At 39.0% G+C, this 17,960-nt stretch carries 14 protein-coding genes; 8 read left to right on the forward strand and 6 right to left on the reverse strand.

Annotated elements, in window-relative coordinates:
• The first annotated feature begins 15 nt into the window (after positions 1 to 15).
• On the forward strand, positions 16 to 522 hold the full coding sequence (locus OLM45_RS00950; RefSeq protein ID WP_264511191.1) for a hypothetical protein: 507 nt from the start codon (positions 16 to 18) through the stop codon (positions 520 to 522).
• Between the two features lie 31 nt (positions 523 to 553).
• Here the strand turns inward: OLM45_RS00950 and OLM45_RS00955 are convergent, their stop codons facing one another.
• Positions 554 to 2,725, reverse strand: coding sequence for a carboxy terminal-processing peptidase (locus OLM45_RS00955; protein ID WP_264511193.1), 2,172 nt, complete (start codon positions 2,723 to 2,725; stop codon positions 554 to 556).
• Positions 2,726 to 2,872: 147 nt separating this feature from the next.
• Here OLM45_RS00955 and surE point away from each other — a divergent pair, with 147 nt between their 5' ends.
• Genes surE through OLM45_RS00980 form a run of 5 tightly spaced genes read left to right on the forward strand, consistent with a single transcriptional unit; the run spans position 2,873 to position 7,783 of the window.
• Positions 2,873 to 3,643 (forward strand): 5'/3'-nucleotidase SurE, encoded by a 771-nt coding sequence (gene surE, locus OLM45_RS00960; RefSeq protein WP_129461728.1) that lies wholly within the window; start codon positions 2,873 to 2,875, stop codon positions 3,641 to 3,643.
• A gap of 1 nt (position 3,644) precedes the next feature.
• Positions 3,645 to 3,920 carry a hypothetical protein gene (locus OLM45_RS00965; protein WP_264511195.1) on the forward strand — a complete coding sequence of 92 codons (276 nt, stop codon included), beginning with the start codon at positions 3,645 to 3,647 and terminating at the stop codon, positions 3,918 to 3,920.
• A gap of 2 nt (positions 3,921 to 3,922) precedes the next feature.
• The gene (lpxB, locus tag OLM45_RS00970; RefSeq protein ID WP_264511197.1) at positions 3,923 to 5,035 is read left to right on the forward strand and encodes a lipid-A-disaccharide synthase; all 1,113 of its coding nucleotides are present in this window, start codon (positions 3,923 to 3,925) and stop codon (positions 5,033 to 5,035) included.
• 44 nt (positions 5,036 to 5,079) lie between these two features.
• Positions 5,080 to 5,766: a C40 family peptidase gene (locus OLM45_RS00975; RefSeq protein WP_264511199.1), complete on the forward strand. Its 687-nt coding sequence runs from the start codon at positions 5,080 to 5,082 to the stop codon at positions 5,764 to 5,766.
• 25 nt (positions 5,767 to 5,791) lie between these two features.
• Positions 5,792 to 7,783: a ComEC/Rec2 family competence protein gene (locus OLM45_RS00980; RefSeq protein ID WP_264511201.1), complete on the forward strand. Its 1,992-nt coding sequence runs from the start codon at positions 5,792 to 5,794 to the stop codon at positions 7,781 to 7,783.
• Between the two features lie 5 nt (positions 7,784 to 7,788).
• On the opposite strand, the gene OLM45_RS00985 is transcribed toward OLM45_RS00980, so the two are convergent.
• From OLM45_RS00985 to OLM45_RS01005, 5 genes are all read right to left on the reverse strand, one after another.
• Positions 7,789 to 8,358 (reverse strand): thioredoxin family protein, encoded by a 570-nt coding sequence (locus OLM45_RS00985; protein ID WP_264511203.1) that lies wholly within the window; start codon positions 8,356 to 8,358, stop codon positions 7,789 to 7,791.
• Positions 8,359 to 8,394: 36 nt separating this feature from the next.
• Positions 8,395 to 9,900, reverse strand: coding sequence for a peptide MFS transporter (locus OLM45_RS00990; protein ID WP_264511205.1), 1,506 nt, complete (start codon positions 9,898 to 9,900; stop codon positions 8,395 to 8,397).
• The gene (locus tag OLM45_RS00995) at positions 9,900 to 11,558 is read right to left on the reverse strand and encodes a peptide MFS transporter (RefSeq protein ID WP_264511207.1); all 1,659 of its coding nucleotides are present in this window, start codon (positions 11,556 to 11,558) and stop codon (positions 9,900 to 9,902) included. Before OLM45_RS00995 ends, OLM45_RS00990 begins: the two co-directional genes overlap by 1 nt.
• Before the next feature lie 78 nt (positions 11,559 to 11,636).
• Positions 11,637 to 13,346 carry a peptide MFS transporter gene (locus OLM45_RS01000; protein ID WP_264511209.1) on the reverse strand — a complete coding sequence of 570 codons (1,710 nt, stop codon included), beginning with the start codon at positions 13,344 to 13,346 and terminating at the stop codon, positions 11,637 to 11,639.
• A gap of 26 nt (positions 13,347 to 13,372) precedes the next feature.
• Complete coding sequence (locus OLM45_RS01005) at positions 13,373 to 15,541, reverse strand: S9 family peptidase (protein ID WP_264511211.1); 2,169 nt, start codon at positions 15,539 to 15,541, stop codon at positions 13,373 to 13,375.
• A gap of 168 nt (positions 15,542 to 15,709) precedes the next feature.
• Between OLM45_RS01005 and OLM45_RS01010 the strand changes: the two genes are divergently transcribed.
• Together OLM45_RS01010 and OLM45_RS01015 are read left to right on the forward strand one after the other, a co-directional pair.
• Positions 15,710 to 17,026, forward strand: a complete 1,317-nt coding sequence (locus OLM45_RS01010) for a hydroxymethylglutaryl-CoA reductase, degradative (RefSeq protein WP_264511213.1) — start codon at positions 15,710 to 15,712, stop codon at positions 17,024 to 17,026.
• Between the two features lie 10 nt (positions 17,027 to 17,036).
• Entirely contained in the window at positions 17,037 to 17,954 is a 918-nt protein-coding gene (locus OLM45_RS01015; protein ID WP_264511215.1) for a GYDIA family GHMP kinase, read from the forward strand.
• The last annotated feature ends 6 nt before the right edge of the window (positions 17,955 to 17,960 follow it).

Genomic DNA, 17,960 nt, shown 5'->3' on the forward strand with positions numbered 1-17,960 from the left:
CTTTATTCGAGATTATTGTACCTTACTTTTTTAAAATCCAAGCTTATAAAAACAATACAAAAAATCAGTATAGTCGCTTTACTCCTGTGTTTCAGTGCTAAATTATCAGCACAAGAACAACAAACCACAACGGTTTCACCTGAAGTTATTCAAAAACAACAAGATGAAGTTTTAAAAGCACAAAAACAAGCTGAAAAAGAACAACGAAAGGCCGAAAAAGCGCAACGTAAAGCCGAGCGTGAAAAGGAAAAAGCCGAGGATAAATTGCGTAAAATTGAAAAAGAACAACGTAAAATTGAAAAAGCCCAAGACCTAGTAGATTCCTATGAGAAAAAACTGAAGAAAGAACAACGCAAATTAACCAAAATGCAGGAAAAACTCGTGAAGAATATTCGTAGGAACAAAACAGAACCCGATGATCTTGAGGCAGCCAAAAAAGCCATATTGCGACAACAAAAACGAATTCTAGAAACGCAGCAAGACCTTGAAAAGGCAAAAGAAAAATTGCAACGTGTACGATAAAAAAAGCCCCGATTAACTCGGGGCTTTTTTATTATGATTTCATTATTTTTTCTTTTTTCACTTTGTTGGAAACGCCTTTGTTGGAACCGTTTTGTAAATCATCCAATACATGAATGGCTTCCTCAATGTAAATATCTTTGGATAAATTTTCATGCCAACGCGAACGTTTTTCTTTTAATGTTGCATCGGTTTTCATTTGCTCTTCTTCATCAGGCAATGATTTGAATTCAAATTTGTTGGTGTAATCCCCAATTGATTTGAACTTTTTATTGGTTTCATCCAATTGTTTTTGCTCTTGTTTGTACTTATCTATTTGAAGACTAAACGCAGTCACATCATTACGCTCATCCAACCATTTGGCATTTTCATCAATCAATTTCATGTAGGGATTGTTGGCAATACGCTTTTTACTACTCGCTAATGCATAATCATAATTGGGTTCATTACTCCAAGTTTTGTATTGTGCAGGATCAATTTTATCCCATGGCATCGCATTATCAATATCGCGCTCACCCATTTTCAAATACGCATACTTATCAGGCATCACCACATCGCTTTTCACTCCTTCTAATTGGGTTGAACCCCCATTAATACGGTAAAATTTTTGGGTTGTGGTTTTTAATGCACCTAAATCTCCTACCGAACTTCCACGAACAAATTGGTTCAAATCAATTACATTTTGCACAGTTCCTTTACCATAGGTTTGTTTTCCACCAACGATGACCGCACGCTTGTAATCCTGCATTGCTGCCGCTAAAATTTCTGAAGCGGAAGCGGAAAACTCATTGGTCATAATTACCAACGGACCGTCCCAAGCTACTTTGGGATCACGATCATACAATACTTCTTTGCGACCTGCCGCAGAACGAACTTGTACAATTGGACCTTGATCGATAAATAAACCACCAATATCTACAACGGTTTTTAAAGAACCTCCACCGTTATCACGAACGTCAACAATCAAACCTTGAACACCTGCTGCTTTTAGCTTTTCAACTTCCACAGCTACGTCTTTGGCTGCGTCACGACTGTCTTTATTTTCAAAATCAATGTAAAATTTAGGTAAATAAATTATCCCATATTTTACACCATTTTTCTCTACAATACTGGAACGCGCATAGGTTTCTTCAATTTCTACTTCATCGCGAATAATCGAAATTACTTTCAACGAACCGTCTTGTTTTTTTACGGTTAATCGAACTTCAGTCCCTTTTGGGCCTTTGATTTTTTTCACCACATCATCAAGGCGCATACCTACTACGTCCACAGGTTCTGCTGAACCTTGAGCAACTTTCAACACTACATCACCCGCTTCCAATTCTTTTCCTCGCCATGCTGGACCACCTGAAATTAACTCTGTAATTTCCGTAAAATCATTTTTCTTTTGTAATCGAGCACCGATTCCTTCTAATTTCCCACTCATGCTTACATCAAAACGCTCTTTATCTTCAGGAGCAAAATACGATGTATGGGGATCAAAACGCGTAGTGATGGCATTTACATAAACAGAAAACCAATCTGAACGGGTTAAATCTTTGATGAAATCAAAGTTTTCATTTAATGATTTCAACGCACTTTCTCGGGTTTCTTTTTCTAATTGCTCATACGATTTAACTTCGATTTTAGCATCTTTCTTGTCGCCTCCCTTTTCTTGCAATTTTTGTTTTTCCACCAAAGAAGAGAGTGTAGACAACTTGATTTGCTTTCTCCAACGCTCCTTTAATTCGGATACATCCTTACAATAAGGCGCGTTTTCATAATCGGTATTAATTGTTTCGTCCACTTTATAGTCAATCGGATTTTCTAAAATCTCACGATAATAGGCCCGACTCTCTTCCATACGTTGAACTAAACGATTGTAAGTCAAATTAAAAAACGTTAAGTCGCGACTTAAAATTTGATCGTCAATTTTCGTTTCATACTTAGAGAACTCATCAATATCCGACTGTAAAAAGAAACGTTTAGAAGGATCTAATGCATCGATGTATTCTTTATACACTCCTTTAGAAAACGTATCGTCAATATTGGCTGGGTTATAATGGCCTTTCTCAATCACATAGGTTAACAATTCTAAAAGTAGTTTGTCTTTTTCGGGATCTCCGTCTTTAGATTTGGGCATAAAGCTCCACAACCCAATGGCAACTACCAGTACCAGTAAGATTTTTTTGAAGTGTCTTTTCATAAAGTTCACAATTGCATTCATTAAGTGTACTAATTTACATAAAAAACCATGCCAGCAATTGATGGCTTGGAATAAAATTTTGTTAAACCATGGCTTTTGCCAAAGTTAGAAAAATTGTCATGTATCAGTCCCAAAATATGTACTTTTGTTACAATTCGAAAACAAACTATGCAATCAAGACCCTTAATTTTAGTGACCAATGACGACGGTATCACTGCGCCTGGAATTCGTACATTAATTGCGGTGATGCAAGAAATTGGTGAAGTTTGTGTTGTCGCACCTGACCGTCCTCAAAGCGGAATGGGACATGCTATAACCGTTAATGACACCTTGCATTTGCAACGCGTCTCCGCTACTGAATCACCAATTTTGGAATACAGTTGTTCAGGCACGCCCGTAGATTGTGTGAAAATGGCTGTTCACGAAGTGCTAAAACGCAAACCCGACCTATGTGTTTCAGGGATTAATCACGGGTCAAATTCGTCCATCAACGTAATTTATTCGGGTACAATGAGTGCTGCAGTTGAGGCCGGCATTGAGGGTATCCCTGCCATTGGGTTTTCTTTACAAGATTTTAGTTGGGGCGCCAATTTCGAACCTACAAAATCCTTTGTAAAAAAAATAGTTTTAGAAGTATTGGACAAAGGGCTGCCGCAAGGCACTGTGCTCAATGTAAATTTTCCCAAATTGACGGAAAACGAAATTAAAGGTTTTCGCATTTGTCGACAAGCCAACGCCTACTGGCAGGAAAAATTTGACAAACGAACAACTCCTTTTGGGAAAGAATATTATTGGTTAACAGGTGAATTTATCAATCCTGACAAAGGTGAAGACACGGACGAATGGGCATTAGCCAATGGTTATATTTCTGTGGTTCCTGTTCAATTTGATATGACTGCGCATCACGCAATACCTGTATTAAATCGTTGGGAATTGTAATATGAATCGATACAAAGAACTTTTTTTAGGCTGTTTGGCGGGATTAGCAACTGCTGCTGTCGGCATCGCATTGGTTTTGTTTTTCATGACGGATTTTCACCAACATTACAACCTCAAAATAACCAAAGCTGAAGGAATTTTAGGTAAAACCATTACGTTGGGCACCTTGTTGAATTTGGCTACTTTTTTTTGGTTTTTAAATAAAAAGAAAGATTTTTGGGCGTATGGTGTGTTAATCGCTACCTGTTTACTCACGCTGCTGACTTTATTTGTTTGATTATGAAGTACTATATCATTGCTGGAGAAGCTTCGGGCGATCTTCACGGTTCCAACTTAATGAAAGCGCTATTCAAAAATGATGCGCAAGCTGAAATTCGTTTTTGGGGTGGTGATTTAATGCAATCGGTGGGTGGAACCTTAGTCAAACACTACCGCGATCTTGCTTTTATGGGGTTTGCCGAAGTAGTCTCCAATTTGGGCACCATTCTTCGTAATATTTCTTTTTGCAAAAAGGACATTCTTGAATTCAATCCCGATGTCATCGTATTCATTGATTACCCTGGATTCAATATGCGGATTGCCAAATGGGCGAAAAAACAAGGAATCAAAACGCATTACTACATCGCGCCACAAGTTTGGGCTTGGAAAGAAAACAGAATTAAAGCCATCAAACGTGATTTCGACCAACTGTCGGTCATTTTGCCTTTTGAAAAAGAGTATTTCGAACAAAAACATAATTTTCCTGTAACCTTTGTGGGCCATCCTTTAATCGATGCTATTCACAACCGACCCCAATCCGATGAAATTGCTTTTAAAACGGCGCACGGTTTAGACGACCGCCCGATTATTGCCCTTTTACCGGGCAGTCGGAAACAAGAAATTTCGAAAATGCTCCAACTCATGTTGAGCGTTGTCCCCGATTTCCCTAATTATCAATTTGTGATTGCTGGCGCTCCCAGTCAAGACTTTTCTTTTTACGAACCGTTTTTGCAAGGAAAAACAATCAAATTTGTTTCCAACAAAACTTATGATTTATTAGCAATAGCACATGCTGCATTGGTCACTTCGGGAACGGCAACCTTGGAAACGGCTTTGTTTAAAGTGCCTGAAATTGTATGCTACCGCGCCAACCCGATTTCGTATCAAATTGCCAAACGCATCATTACACTTAAATACATTTCGCTGGTCAATTTAATCATGGACGAACCGGTTGTTGCCGAATTGATTCAGGACGAATTGAATCACGACCGAATTCTAGAAGAATTGCATAAGATTTTAGACCCCAATTATCGCACTCAATTATTGGCAAAATACAACGAACTCGAAACAAAATTGGGAGGTTTAGGCGCAAGTGAAAAAACAGCGGCTCATATTAGGAACAATTTAACATAGGACAATTCCTTAGTTTGCCTTATCTTTGGCAAAATTTTTTTGGCATGTCAAAATGGTTCGGATTCATAGCGCTTTTGTTGGTATTGGTTTCTTGTAAATCAACGCAATCGCCTATTATTACCACCAAAAAAGAAGCCATCAAACAGAAAAAATACACCACGTATACGCCCCAAAAAACAACAACGGCAACCGCCAGTACTGCAACCAAAGACACCAAACCCAAAAAAGTAAAAACGGTTCCTATTCCGAAAGAACCTGAGAATTCAACGCCTTCTCAAACAAAAAAACAAACCATTGTTCTTGATCAAAATGAAGACGACATCGTATTAACTACCGATGATGCTACCTATTTTTCTGAACAATTGGTGAACAATGCCATGGATTATATTGGAACTCCCTATCGTGGCGGCGGTACCAGTCGGGACGGTTTTGATTGCAGCGGATTAATGTTTACTACATTTCAAGCTTTTGATATTATTTTACCCCGTAGTTCGCATGAAATGGCCCGTATTGGAAGGGTTTTGGACCGAAGTGAAATTCGTCGTGGTGACTTAATTTTCTTCCGAACTAATGGCCGTCGCACCATAAATCATGTCGGAATGGTGACCGAAGTGACGGAAGATGAAATAAAATTTGTACATTCGTCTACACAACAAGGCGTCGTAGTTTCCTCCACCAAAGAGCCTTATTACCAAAGAACTTTCGCACAGGTGAATCGAGTTATCGAATAATTTGTAATCACCTAAATTCGGAAATATGAATACCTTTCAATTTCCGCTGATTCGTATTACACTCGCATTTATTACAGGAATTGTTTGTGCTCGATTTTTGGCACTTACTAATGTCCAATTAACGGCTTGTATCGTACTTACAGCGGCTATCGTATGCGCCTTTTATTGGTATTCCAAACAGCACATTCACGCTGCATTGGGATTTGGCAGTTGTACTTTTGTACTCTTTCTTTTCATCGGAATGGGAGTCGTTCGGATACATGACAATTTAATGCATTCCGAACATTTTGCCCATAAGGTTACCACTGCGCAATCCATGAGGGTTACTTTCAGTTTAGAAACGCCTTTGCGGTCGAGTAAAAAAAACTACCGCTATGTGGGAGTGCTGAAATCAATCAACAACCTTGCAGTAACCGGTCGTGTCGTTGTATCGTTTCCTAAAACTCAAAAAAGACCCCGTTTTAAGGAGAATTACGCTGGATTGGTTTGGTTTATTCCGTTGCAAAGGATACCGAATCCTGGTCAATTTGATTACGATTCCTATCTTAAAGACCAATCCATTTACGGGCAGATTTTTGTCAAAAAATACCAAAATTACCCCAAAACCCGTACAACATTTTTGGATTGGGTGCCCGCATTTCATGATAAAATTGCGCAACGATTGTCCCATGCTTTAGATGCAACCACCGCTCCAATCGTCATGGCCCTGATTTTGGGTCAACAACACGATATTAATCCCACAATCAACAAAGACTATCAGTTGGCGGGAGCTGTACATATTTTATCGGTTTCTGGATTGCATGTAGGGTTCATTTTGCTGTTATTGCAATTGCTTGTCAAACCTTTTCCTAATATCAAAAAGTATCGATTGGTAAAAATGATTCTAATCGTATTGGGATTATGGGGATTTGGTATTTTGGCTGGATTGGCGCCTTCTGTGTTGCGATCGGTAACGATGTATTCGTTTGTCTCTATCGGACTTTATTTAAAACGAACAGTAAACATCTATAATACGTTATGTATTTCTGCCTTCCTTATTCTTTTATTTGACCCAAATACGTTGTGGAATGTGGGGTTCCAATTGAGTTATCTGGCGTTGTTTTTTATTGTTTGGCTCCAACCGAAATTCAAGAAATTCTATGTTCCAAAAACAAAAATCGGCACCTATTTCTGGGAACTCACTACGGTTTCATTTGTGGCACAAGTGGGCACCTTTCCCTTATCGTTGTATTATTTCCATCAATTCCCGGGTTTGTTTTTTGTTACCAATTGGATTGTTCTTCCGCCATTGACCATTCTGATGTTTTTAGGCCTGTTGGCTGTACTGCTTGCCAGTTTCAACATTGCTTTGGGGCCCATTGCACCCCTACTTTCTTTTTCTATAAAACAAATGAACGCTTGTATCCATTGGATTGCGGATCAGGATCAATTCATTTTTCAAAAAATTCCAATGAATTTAGCCTTGATGTTGGCGTTGTATTTACTTATTTTCTCACTATTTTTCCTTTTTGAAAAAAGAAACTATACCCGATGGATGGGTGTTGGAATTAGTATAATCACACTACAATTAATCGTTATCAAAATAAAAATTGAACAACAGCAATCGGAATTTGTGGTTTGCCATCTCCCGAAAGCATCCGCGATACTTTGGAAAAACAGGAATCAATTATTTATAAATTCGGAAGCCAAACAAAGCCCATGTATCGATGATTATTGTATTGCTCAATTTATTGTTGGTCAAAAAATCAATACACTTCCACAAAAAGTAGTATGCAAAAATAAAGGCATCGCCATAGTCGACAGCTCGGGCATTTTCCCAAAAAAGAGAGGACTTGTATTGGTCTTAAAAAACAGTCCGAAGTGCCATTTGGAGCGTTGGCTGGAAAACTACCGCCCTGCCCAAGTGGTTGCAGATGGTAGTTCGACACCCGCCATCAAAAAATTATGGAAAAGGAGTTGTGAAAAATTAAAAATCCCTTTTCATGACACGGCTGAAAAGGGACCTTTTATATTGTAAAAAAATTACTTTTTCTTGGGAGTAGTTGCGGGTTGCTTTTTGGGAGCAGGTGCTTTCTTTTTGGCTGGAGCTTTGACAGGCTCAGTCGTCACAGGCTTTGGATCGGGAACATAGCGTGCAATCATTTCATTGGCGCCCGCTAACCATTTTTCAGGTCCGCCCGCCACATATCCTGTTTGACCCAATTGTTCAAAATTAGTTTTCCCGTCAACAACCGTTGGTTTTACGATATACACCGTAGGATAACCTCTGGGTTGAAAAACTTGTTGCATTTGCATATTTTGTTGACGCAATGCATCGGGTTGTTGGGTGCGACGTGGAAAATCCAATTCGACCAAAATTACTTTTTCTTTGGCCCATTGAATAAACTCGGGTTTTTTGAACACTTCACTTTGCAAGCGCATGCACCAACCACACCAATCGCTTCCAGTAAAAAACAAGAACATTGGTTTTTGTTCAGCCTTTGACAATTCAATCGCTTTATTGATGTCCGTGTGCCATGTTAGTTGTTCTTCTTGCGCCTGTAAATTTTGACAAGCGAGTAGAATTAAAATTGCGAATAAAATCTTTTTCATAGTCTAAATTCCCTGTTTAAGGTCGAAAGTTACAAATTATTTAACATCCTGCATCAACTTTCGCACCAAAGGCGAAATTACAATGAGTACTACACCTGCGATCAAAGCATACAACGCCAATTGTTGGTAGCCGTCGGCATAGGTGTTTAATTTTTGAAGATTGGTGGCATTTTTAGAAGCTTCTGCAATTCCGGCACCCAATAAACCCGCAAAATACTGACCGTAGGCACTTGCCAAGAACCACATCCCCATGATAACGGCTTGGGTTTTTTGAGGAGATAACTTGGTCATGGCACTCATACCAATTGGCGATAAACACAATTCGCCAAACGTAATGACAAACCAACCCAATGTGAATAAATCTAACGAGGTTTTTCCATCAGGACCTGCGAAGAATTTGGTATAATAAAATACCCAAAAACCACCCGCTAGGAATAAGAATCCCAATCCAAATTTGACCACTGTATTAGGTTCGATTTTCTTTTTTGCCATCCAAATCCAAACCATTCCGACTAAGGCGGCGAATACAATGACAAACAAAGAATTGGCTGAATTATTAACTCCGTTTGGATCTAATTTGATACCTAGAACTGTGTTTTGGAGATTATTGGCAGCAAATAAACTTAATGAACCTCCACTTTGTTCGAAAAACGCCCAAAAGAAGATGGAGAAGATTATGAAAATTAGAGCGGCCAATAGTTTTAAATTCTCAGCCGTTGAAAAGTTCTTCATTTCATAAAAAAGATAAACTACCGATAAAGGTCCAATAATCATCATGAAATAATCGGTATAGGTTGTATTGGCCACCATTTTTATGATTATAGGTATAAAAATGATAGAAGCTATGTAGGTGCCAATTTCTAATGCTTTACGCTTTGAAACCTCCATATCAGCTAAAGGAGACAGTCCGATTTCACCTAGACTTTTTTGCGTTTGCGTAAACGTTAGCAAACTAACAATCATCACAATGGACGCAAAACCAAACGCGTAATTCCAACGCAAGTTTTCTGAGACAAAAGAGCTCCACAGATTGCCATTTGCTACAGCAATACAAATGTAACCTCCAATTAATGCTCCGAGATTTACACCCGCATAGAACAATGAAAAACCAGCATCTCGTCTTGTATCATTATCGCGGTACAATTGGCCAACCATGGAAGAAATATTTGGCTTGAAAAAACCGGTTCCCACAATGGTAAATCCGATACCTGTAAAAAATAAATCTTTCGGACTTATCGCAAGAATAATACTTCCAATAATCATGAGAATACCACCCCAAAAAAGCGATCTTCGTAAACCTAAAATTTTATCGGCAAATAAACCTCCAATAAAAGTGAACGCATATACCCATGCTTGTGTGGCGCCATATTGAAGATTGGCCGTAGTTTCACTCATGTTGAGTTGACTCACCATAAATACAGCTAACATCCCGCGCATTCCATAGAAACTAAAGCGTTCCCACATTTCACTGAAAAATAAATACCACAATTGTTTTGGGTATTTCCCTTTAAAATCTTGAATTTGTTCGATTGTTGTTTCCATTAGCGAATTCCATTTTCACGCATTACCGCGTTTAATCGTTTTAATAAGACAAACATTAATGAAGCGGCGAATAAAAGTAAGCCGAAGTTCACCCAAAAGAAATTGGATTTGTCTTCATAACTGTCCCACATACTGGCTAAAACGCCTGATAATTTATTGCCAATGGACGTGGCCAAAAACCAACCGCCCATCATTAAGGAAGTGATGTTGCGCGGACTTAATTTGGACACCACTGATAAGCCCATCGGACTCAAAAATAGTTCCCCAATGGTGATGACCCCGTAATTGGCGACCAACCACCAAACGGATACTTTTTCGGCTCCGTTATGTCCCGCTTTCACTGCGGCAACCATAACCAATACCGACAATGCAGAAATTAAGAGTCCGAACGCAATTTTAGTCGGCGTCGTCGGTTCTTTTTGTCGGTGACGTAAAAAAGTAAAAAAGGCTACTACCAAAGGCGTCAATAATATCACCCAACCCGGATTGATGGACTGACTTAAATTAGACGACCAGGTGTAGACTGCGGCTTCTTCTTGTGGTTTTTTCTCAGGGGCTACATTGCGGAAATACAAGGGGTAGTCCACGGTTTTGATCACTTCACCGTCTTTCTTTTGAATACGGAAATATTCATCATATAACGCAACGCTGTCTTTTTTATAGTGTAATGTATCAACGAGCACTAATTTCGATCCAATTTGTTGCGCCGTTCCCGTTAATTCGCGGTCGGTATATTTATCGCCCCAATTGTTCAAGGCTGAACCATTGAGTTTGAATACTGCCCAAAACAAGATCACTACGGCAAAAATAGAAAGCAATGCACCGATCGGTCGTTTCTCTTCGGCTTTGGCTTTGAAATACAAACTACCGTAGAAGAAAATTACGGGAATACAAGCAAAAATAAAAGCATCGGTACTATCCGAACCAAAGATATAACTGTCGGTATTGGTATCGGAATAGGTTCCTTTTAACATCCATCCAATAATTCCAAAAACCACAGAAGGTACTAAGATGTAAAGGACAATTTTACTGAAAGGCATGTCGCCGGGTTGTTCTCCTTTTTTCTCGACTTTGTCGCCATAATGTTTGGACCCCAACAAAAACACAATAACGCCAATAATCATCCCAACACCGGCAGCCATAAAGGCATATTTCCAACCAAAAAGGATTTTGAAAGCAGCACCGAAGAAATTACAAATAAAAGCCCCGACATTGATTCCCATGTAGAAAATGTTGTAGCCTTCGTCTTTTTTGTCTTTGTATTGCTCGTCGTTGTAGAAATTCCCTAGTAATGTTGAGATGTTCGGTTTAAAGAACCCGTTCCCTAAAATCACGAGCGTCATTGCCAAATATAGCATCGGCAGACTGTGGATTCCCATTAGCATATAACCCGCACCCATCATGAGTCCGCCCAACACAATTGACTTTTTATAGCCCCAGTAGCGGTCAGCAATTAATCCGCCAACGAACGGTGTTAAAAACACCAAGGCAATGAAGGTTCCATACAAATCAGACGATTCTTTCTCGGTCATTTTGAAACCGGCTTCTACATCTTTAAGATAAAGCGTAAAAATTCCGATCATAAGGTAGTAGCCAAAACGCTCCCACATTTCCGATAAAAACAAATAAGGCAGTGCCTTAGGATGACTTTTCCACATAGTTTTTGGGTATTAAAAAACAAAACCTACAAGACGAACTTGTAGGTTTGAAAGATATAAAAATATTTTGGAATCGAATTATTTGATACCGTGCATCATACGTTTTAAAACAGGAGTTAAAGAAGCTAACAATACTGCTGCAATTCCACACAACACCACAAAAACCATAAAGAATTCAAATAAGTTGTGAATTGTGAAACCTGCAAAGGTTGGATAATCTAAAGCTATTTGATTGTCAGCAAATGCTTTCACTTGTTCTGCTGATAACGTAATTTTCTTATCTAAAACATCTTGGAGATTTACGCCTATCTCTTTTGCTTTTTCAAACTTATCCCCTGTTGCTGGAATTAAAGCTCCCAATGTTCCCGCTAAGGCATAACCCGCAGCATTCGAAATAAAGAACACTCCATATAACAAAGAGGCAAAACGCTTAGGCGCTAATTTACCCACCAAAGACAATCCGATAGGTGACAAACACAATTCTCCAATTGTTTGAATGAAATATAACAACACTAACCATTTGATGGCCAACATACCTGAATTACCCAAATCTTTCACATTGTAAGCAATAATGAAATAACTTAATGCAATAAAAGCCAATCCAAAAGCTTGTTTCATAGGAGATATCGGCTCTTTTCCAGAAGCACGTAGTTTATCCCACATTAAACTGAATGGAACAGCTAAAAGAACAACAAACAATCCATTGAAGATCTGTACCATTGAAGCTGGCATTTCCCAATTAAATAAGAAATGACGGTCGGTTTGATTTGATGCAATGAATGTTAATGAAGAACCTGCTTGTTCAAACGCAGCCCAAAAGAAAATAATAAAAAATGAGATGATGTAAATCACTAATATACGTTGAATTTCAACTTTAGTTAATGTTGAATCCAACAGAATAAGAATTGCTAATGAAATCCCTGCACCATAAATAATAGGATAAATTATCCCTTTTACTAATGTTCCTATTTCAAAATTTGAGAATCCGAATTCGCCTACATGCAAATAACGGAACACAAAAAATAAAACTGTGAATAATACCGCAACTAAACCAATTGATTTAGATGAAAATTTTGCTTGTTCTTCAACTTCACCAGAAGTAGCATTAGTATTTGGTTTACCACCAATTGGCAATCCTTCAGGAGTTACAACATATTTATTCTTTAATAAGTAAAACACCATTGTTCCTAAAACCATAGCAATACAGGCCATTAAATAACCCCATTTAAAAACGGTTGGATCTTGCACTTTGCCAATTTTCACATCAGCAAAAAGAGGAACAAAATATTGACTTAATAAGGCCCCGATATTAATACCCATGTAAAAAATCGTGAAAGCCGAATCCAATTTAGTCTTTTCTTGCGGAGGATATAAACTTCCCACCATAGAAGAAATGTTCGGCTTAAAGAATCCATTACCGAAAATTATCACAAATAACCCCATCCAAAAAACAGATTTGGAAAGGTCTAAATTTGAATCATAAATCGTGGCACTATAGAATAATAAAAACTGACCGATGGCCATTAATGAACCACCTAACATAATACAGTTTCTATTTCCTAAGTATTTATCAGAAATGAATCCTCCCAAAAGTGGTGTTAAGTAGCAAAGGGCCAAAAATCCACCATAAATAATAGATGCATTTGACTCCCCAAGCATTAAGGCATGAACCATAAATAAAGTTAGGATCGCTCGCATTCCGTAGAAATTGAATCGCTCCCACATTTCGGTCCCAAACAACACCCAAAGTCCCTTTGGATGTCCGGTCTTTACAGCAGTTTCGCTCATAGATATTGGTTTTAGTTTATTTAGAATTATAGTTTTTCTTTGATGAAATTGGTCATTTTATTGAACAATTGTATACGGGTTTTGCCCCCGTAAATGCCATGATTTTTGTCGGGATAAATCGCCCAATCAAATTGCTTGTTGGCTTGTACCAAAGCTTCAATCATTTGCATGGAATTCTGCACGTGAACATTGTCATCTGCTGTTCCGTGCACCAATAAGAAGCTTCCTTTTAACTTGCTCACATGATTGATTGGTGAATTATCATCGTAGCCGCTTGCATTTTCTTGTGGGGTTTGCATGTAGCGTTCCGTGTAAATGGAATCGTAGAAACGCCAGTTGGTTACCGGAGCAACCGCAATTGCCATTTTAAACACATCGGCGCCTTTGAACAAGCAGTTGCTCGCCATGAATCCGCCAAACGACCAACCGAAAATTCCGATACGGGATTTGTCTACATAGGCATAATTCCCAATAACTTTGGCCGCGTCGATTTGATCTTCAACTTCAAATTTACCCAATTCCTTTTGCGTACATTTTTTAAAGGCAGCGCCTTTGAATCCGGTACCACGACCGTCCACACAAACGGTGATGTACCCTTGTTGCGCGAGCATCATAAACCAATAATCGTTGGTATCCAACCAGTCGTTGGCGACTTGCTGCGAACCTGGACCCGAATATTGGTACATGAAAACAGGATATTTTTTAGTGGCATCAAAATCTTTGGGCTTAATCATCCAAGCGTTGAGTTGGTGCCCTTTTTCAGTCGTCAATACAAAAAACTCTTTGGTGGGCAAATCGTATTTTTTCAGCTTTTCTGTTAAGGCTGAATTTTCTACAATCATTTGCACTTGCACACCGTCTTTGGCACTGTTCAATGAATACGTTGGCGGAACTGTTGCCGAAGAAAATGTATTAATAAAGAACTCAAAATTCGGACTGAACGTCGCCGCATTGGTGCCTACTTGTTTACTTAATTTCATTTTCTTTTTACCGTCTAAACCGATACGGTAGACATCACGCACAATTGAACCGTTTTCAGTCGATTGGTAAAAAATAGTTTTGGTTTTTTCGTCAAAGCCGTAATAAGCAGTCACTTCCCAAGCCCCTTTGGTTACTTGGTTTTTCAACTTTCCTGTTTTATCATAGAGATAAATGTGGTTCCATCCGTCTTTCTCAGAAGTCCAAATAAAACTATTATCTTTTAAGAATGTTAGATTATCCGTAACATCCACATAAGCATTATCTTTTTCATTCAACACCACTTTCGCTGCTGCAGAAGTACCATCAATAAACAACAAATCCAAATTGTTTTGGTGACGATTCAAAACTTGCGCACACAATACATTGGCATCATTGGTCCAACGCATACGGGCGATGTAAAAATCATTGTATTGCGAAAGATTAACTTCTTTCTTTGTATTCGAAGCAACATCTACAAGATGTAAAGAAACCAACGCATTTTTTTCGCCAGCTTTGGGGTATTTGAATTTTTCTTGGGTTGGATATAACGCTTTCTGGTAAATATCCATAGAAAACTCGGGCACTTGGCGTTCGTCAAAACGAATAAACGCTAATTTCTTACTATCGGCACTCCAATCAAACGCACGCACAAAAGCAAATTCTTCTTCATAGACCCAGTCCGTGATTCCGTTGATAATGGCATTTTTTTCACCATCATTCGTAATTGCCGTTGAATTCCCTGAAGCCACATCCATCACATAAAGATTGTTGGCTTTTACATAAGCAATCTTACTTCCATTTGGAGAAAACAAAGGTTCTTGAACTTGTTCTAAAACTTTATGAAGGGATTTGGTTGTTAAATCATACAAATAATAATCGGCGGTAAACGAGTGGCGGTAAATGGGATTGGAATTGTTGGCTATTAAAATTTGTTTTTCATCCGAACTAAAGACATAACTATCGATACCTTCTGCCAATTCTTTATGATTTTTGGTATCCAAAAGAGTCGACACTTTTTTCAAAGTCGCATAATCGTACAAGTCGATTTGCTGACTTCTCGAACCACGGTCAGTGTTTAAAACCGTGTATTGGTTGGTGTTCTTCATGGCTTGCAATTCGTCCATTCCTTTGGAACGAAACATGCCCATGTATATTTCTTCTACAGAAAGTTTGGACTGAGCAGAAACAGTAATTCCTACGGCCAAAAACAAGGCGACAAGGCTTCTTTTTATCATATTCTAAAAAGTGGTTTGTTAACGAGTCCAATTTTAATGAAAAAAAAGCAAACCACCGTCTTTTTTTAGCCAAAATGCACTTCAACAAGGCTTTTTATTTCCTTAAAATTACTTTATTCTCTTGTTCGAAGCTGTATCTTTGTGGGGCAAATTGATAATCAACTGAAAATGAATCAAGCCGTATCTGGATTTTCGAAATTATCCAAAGAAGAAAAAATCCAATGGATTGCTCAAACCTACTTCAACACGCCGGCAGAGGCGGAAAAAATCCTGAAACAGTATTGGAATCAGGATGCTAAACTCCAACAATTGCATGATGAATTCATCGAAAATACGCTAACCAATTTCTATTTACCGATGGGAATTGCGCCCAATTTCAACATCAACGGACGGTATTATTCCGTTCCGATGGTTATTGAAGAAAGTTCGGTAGTGGCAGCAGCAGCTAAAGCGGCTAAATTTTGGAGTACCCGTGGCGGATTCAAAACCTCGATTATTGGCACGGAAAAAATTGGCCAAGTCCACTTTTTATTTCAAGGTTCGATCGAAAAACTTCAACCGTTTTTTGACAAAATAAAACCGCAATTTTTCGAAGCTACCGAACCCATCACACGAAACATGAACAAGCGTGGCGGTGGGATTCTCGACATTGAATTACGGGATAAAACCTCGGGATTAGCCAACTACTTTCAATTGCACGCGACGTTTGACACCAAAGACAGCATGGGGGCAAACTTCATCAATTCGTGTTTGGAACAATTTGCCAAAACCCTACGCGAAGCCGCAGCAACTGAGGAAAGTTTTACTCCAGACGAGCAAAATATTACTGTAGTGATGAGTATTTTATCCAACTACGTTCCCAATTGTGTCGTTCGTGCCGAAGTTTCTTGTCCCGTTGAAGAATTGGCAGAAAAGAAAATTGAAGACCCTCAGGCATTTGCTGAAAAATTTGTGCAAGCCGTTAGCATAGCCGAGATCGAAACCTTCCGTGCGGTAACCCACAACAAAGGCATTATGAACGGAATCGACGCGGTTGTTCTGGCAACGGGTAATGATTTTCGGGCTGTTGAAGCCGGAGTGCATGCCTATGCCGCACGTAATGGCAAATACAGCAGTTTATCGCATGCTAAAATCGAAAACGGAATCTTTACGTTTTGGATGGATGTTCCACTAGCTTTAGGCACGGTGGGCGGACTCACCTCTTTGCATCCTTTGGTTAAAGTGGCTTTGGAGATTTTAGGAAAACCTTCGGCTCAAGAACTGATGCAAGTAGTGGCGGCGACAGGTTTGGCTCAAAATTTTGCCGCCTTACGTTCGTTGACCACAACCGGGATTCAAGAAGGCCATATGAAAATGCATTTGAACAATATTTTAAACCAATTTCAAGCCACAGCAGAAGAGCGTAAAATCGTACTCACGCATTTTGCGGATCAAACTGTGACACATGCTTCTGTGGTTGAAATGATTGAAAATTTACGCCGTTAGTTAAACCGCTATGAAACAGACGTTCTACAGCAATGGTAAATTACTCATTACGGGCGAATATGTCGTCCTCGACGGCGCGAAAGCTTTGGCTTTGCCAACGCGATTTGGTCAAAGTTTGCACATTGAACAGGGAAGCGACCAAATGATGCATTGGAAGAGTTATGATCATGACAAAAGTGTATGGTTTGAAGCGACAATTCCTTTTGAATCGATACAACGAAAAGTACGGTTTGATGCACCCCATCACCTCAAAAATACGTTGATTGAAATTCTGCACGAAGCGTATTTAATGAATGCCGACTTCCTTTTGGAATCAGAAGGATATGTGGTTACAACTGAATTGAGTTTTCCCAAAAACTGGGGCTTGGGTACTTCGTCCACTTTAATCAACAATATAGCACAATGGGCGCAAATTGATGCCTTTACATTGCTGAAACGCAGTTTTGGAGGGAGCGGTTATGATGTTGCTTGTGCCCAATACAACACGCCTATTCTTTATCAATTACAAAATGAGTTACCTGTGGTAGAATCGGTTGATTTTGCTCCAGTGTTTGCAGATAAAATCTACTTTGTCTATCTTAATCAAAAAAGAAGTTCCAAAGCGGCTATTGCAGCCTATTTGGACAAACAAGGGGATATTGCGAAGACTGTAACTAAAATCAATGGTTTAACGCAGCGTATTCTTAATGCAGATCAACCCAAAGATTTTGCTTTGGCACTACGCGAACATGAGATTGAGCTGAGTAATGTTTTGGAGGAAATGACGATACAAGAAGCTTTATTTCCCGAATTTGATGGCGTTATTAAAAGTTTAGGTGCTTGGGGCGGTGATTTTGTTATGGCAATTTCGAAAGAAAATCCGACAGACTATTTTCATTCCAAAGGGTATCCGACGGTACTTTCGTATCAAGAAATGATATTACTATAAACTAAA

It is taken from the genome of Flavobacterium sp. N1719 (genome assembly GCF_025947045.1).
GTDB lineage: Bacteria > Bacteroidota > Bacteroidia > Flavobacteriales > Flavobacteriaceae > Flavobacterium > Flavobacterium stagni.

Coding starts and splice junctions, on each gene's coding strand:
- OLM45_RS00955 (WP_264511193.1), bottom strand. CDS start 2,725: ATGAATGCAATTGTGAACTTTATGAAAAGACACTTCAAAAAAATCTTA.
- surE (WP_129461728.1), top strand. CDS start 2,873: ATGCAATCAAGACCCTTAATTTTAGTGACCAATGACGACGGTATCACT.
- OLM45_RS00965 (WP_264511195.1), top strand. CDS start 3,645: ATGAATCGATACAAAGAACTTTTTTTAGGCTGTTTGGCGGGATTAGCA.
- lpxB (WP_264511197.1), top strand. CDS start 3,923: ATGAAGTACTATATCATTGCTGGAGAAGCTTCGGGCGATCTTCACGGT.
- OLM45_RS00975 (WP_264511199.1), top strand. CDS start 5,080: ATGTCAAAATGGTTCGGATTCATAGCGCTTTTGTTGGTATTGGTTTCT.
- OLM45_RS00980 (WP_264511201.1), top strand. CDS start 5,792: ATGAATACCTTTCAATTTCCGCTGATTCGTATTACACTCGCATTTATT.
- OLM45_RS00985 (WP_264511203.1), bottom strand. CDS start 8,358: ATGAAAAAGATTTTATTCGCAATTTTAATTCTACTCGCTTGTCAAAAT.
- OLM45_RS00990 (WP_264511205.1), bottom strand. CDS start 9,900: ATGGAAACAACAATCGAACAAATTCAAGATTTTAAAGGGAAATACCCA.
- OLM45_RS00995 (WP_264511207.1), bottom strand. CDS start 11,558: ATGTGGAAAAGTCATCCTAAGGCACTGCCTTATTTGTTTTTATCGGAA.
- OLM45_RS01000 (WP_264511209.1), bottom strand. CDS start 13,346: ATGAGCGAAACTGCTGTAAAGACCGGACATCCAAAGGGACTTTGGGTG.
- OLM45_RS01005 (WP_264511211.1), bottom strand. CDS start 15,541: ATGATAAAAAGAAGCCTTGTCGCCTTGTTTTTGGCCGTAGGAATTACT.
- OLM45_RS01010 (WP_264511213.1), top strand. CDS start 15,710: ATGAATCAAGCCGTATCTGGATTTTCGAAATTATCCAAAGAAGAAAAA.
- OLM45_RS01015 (WP_264511215.1), top strand. CDS start 17,037: ATGAAACAGACGTTCTACAGCAATGGTAAATTACTCATTACGGGCGAA.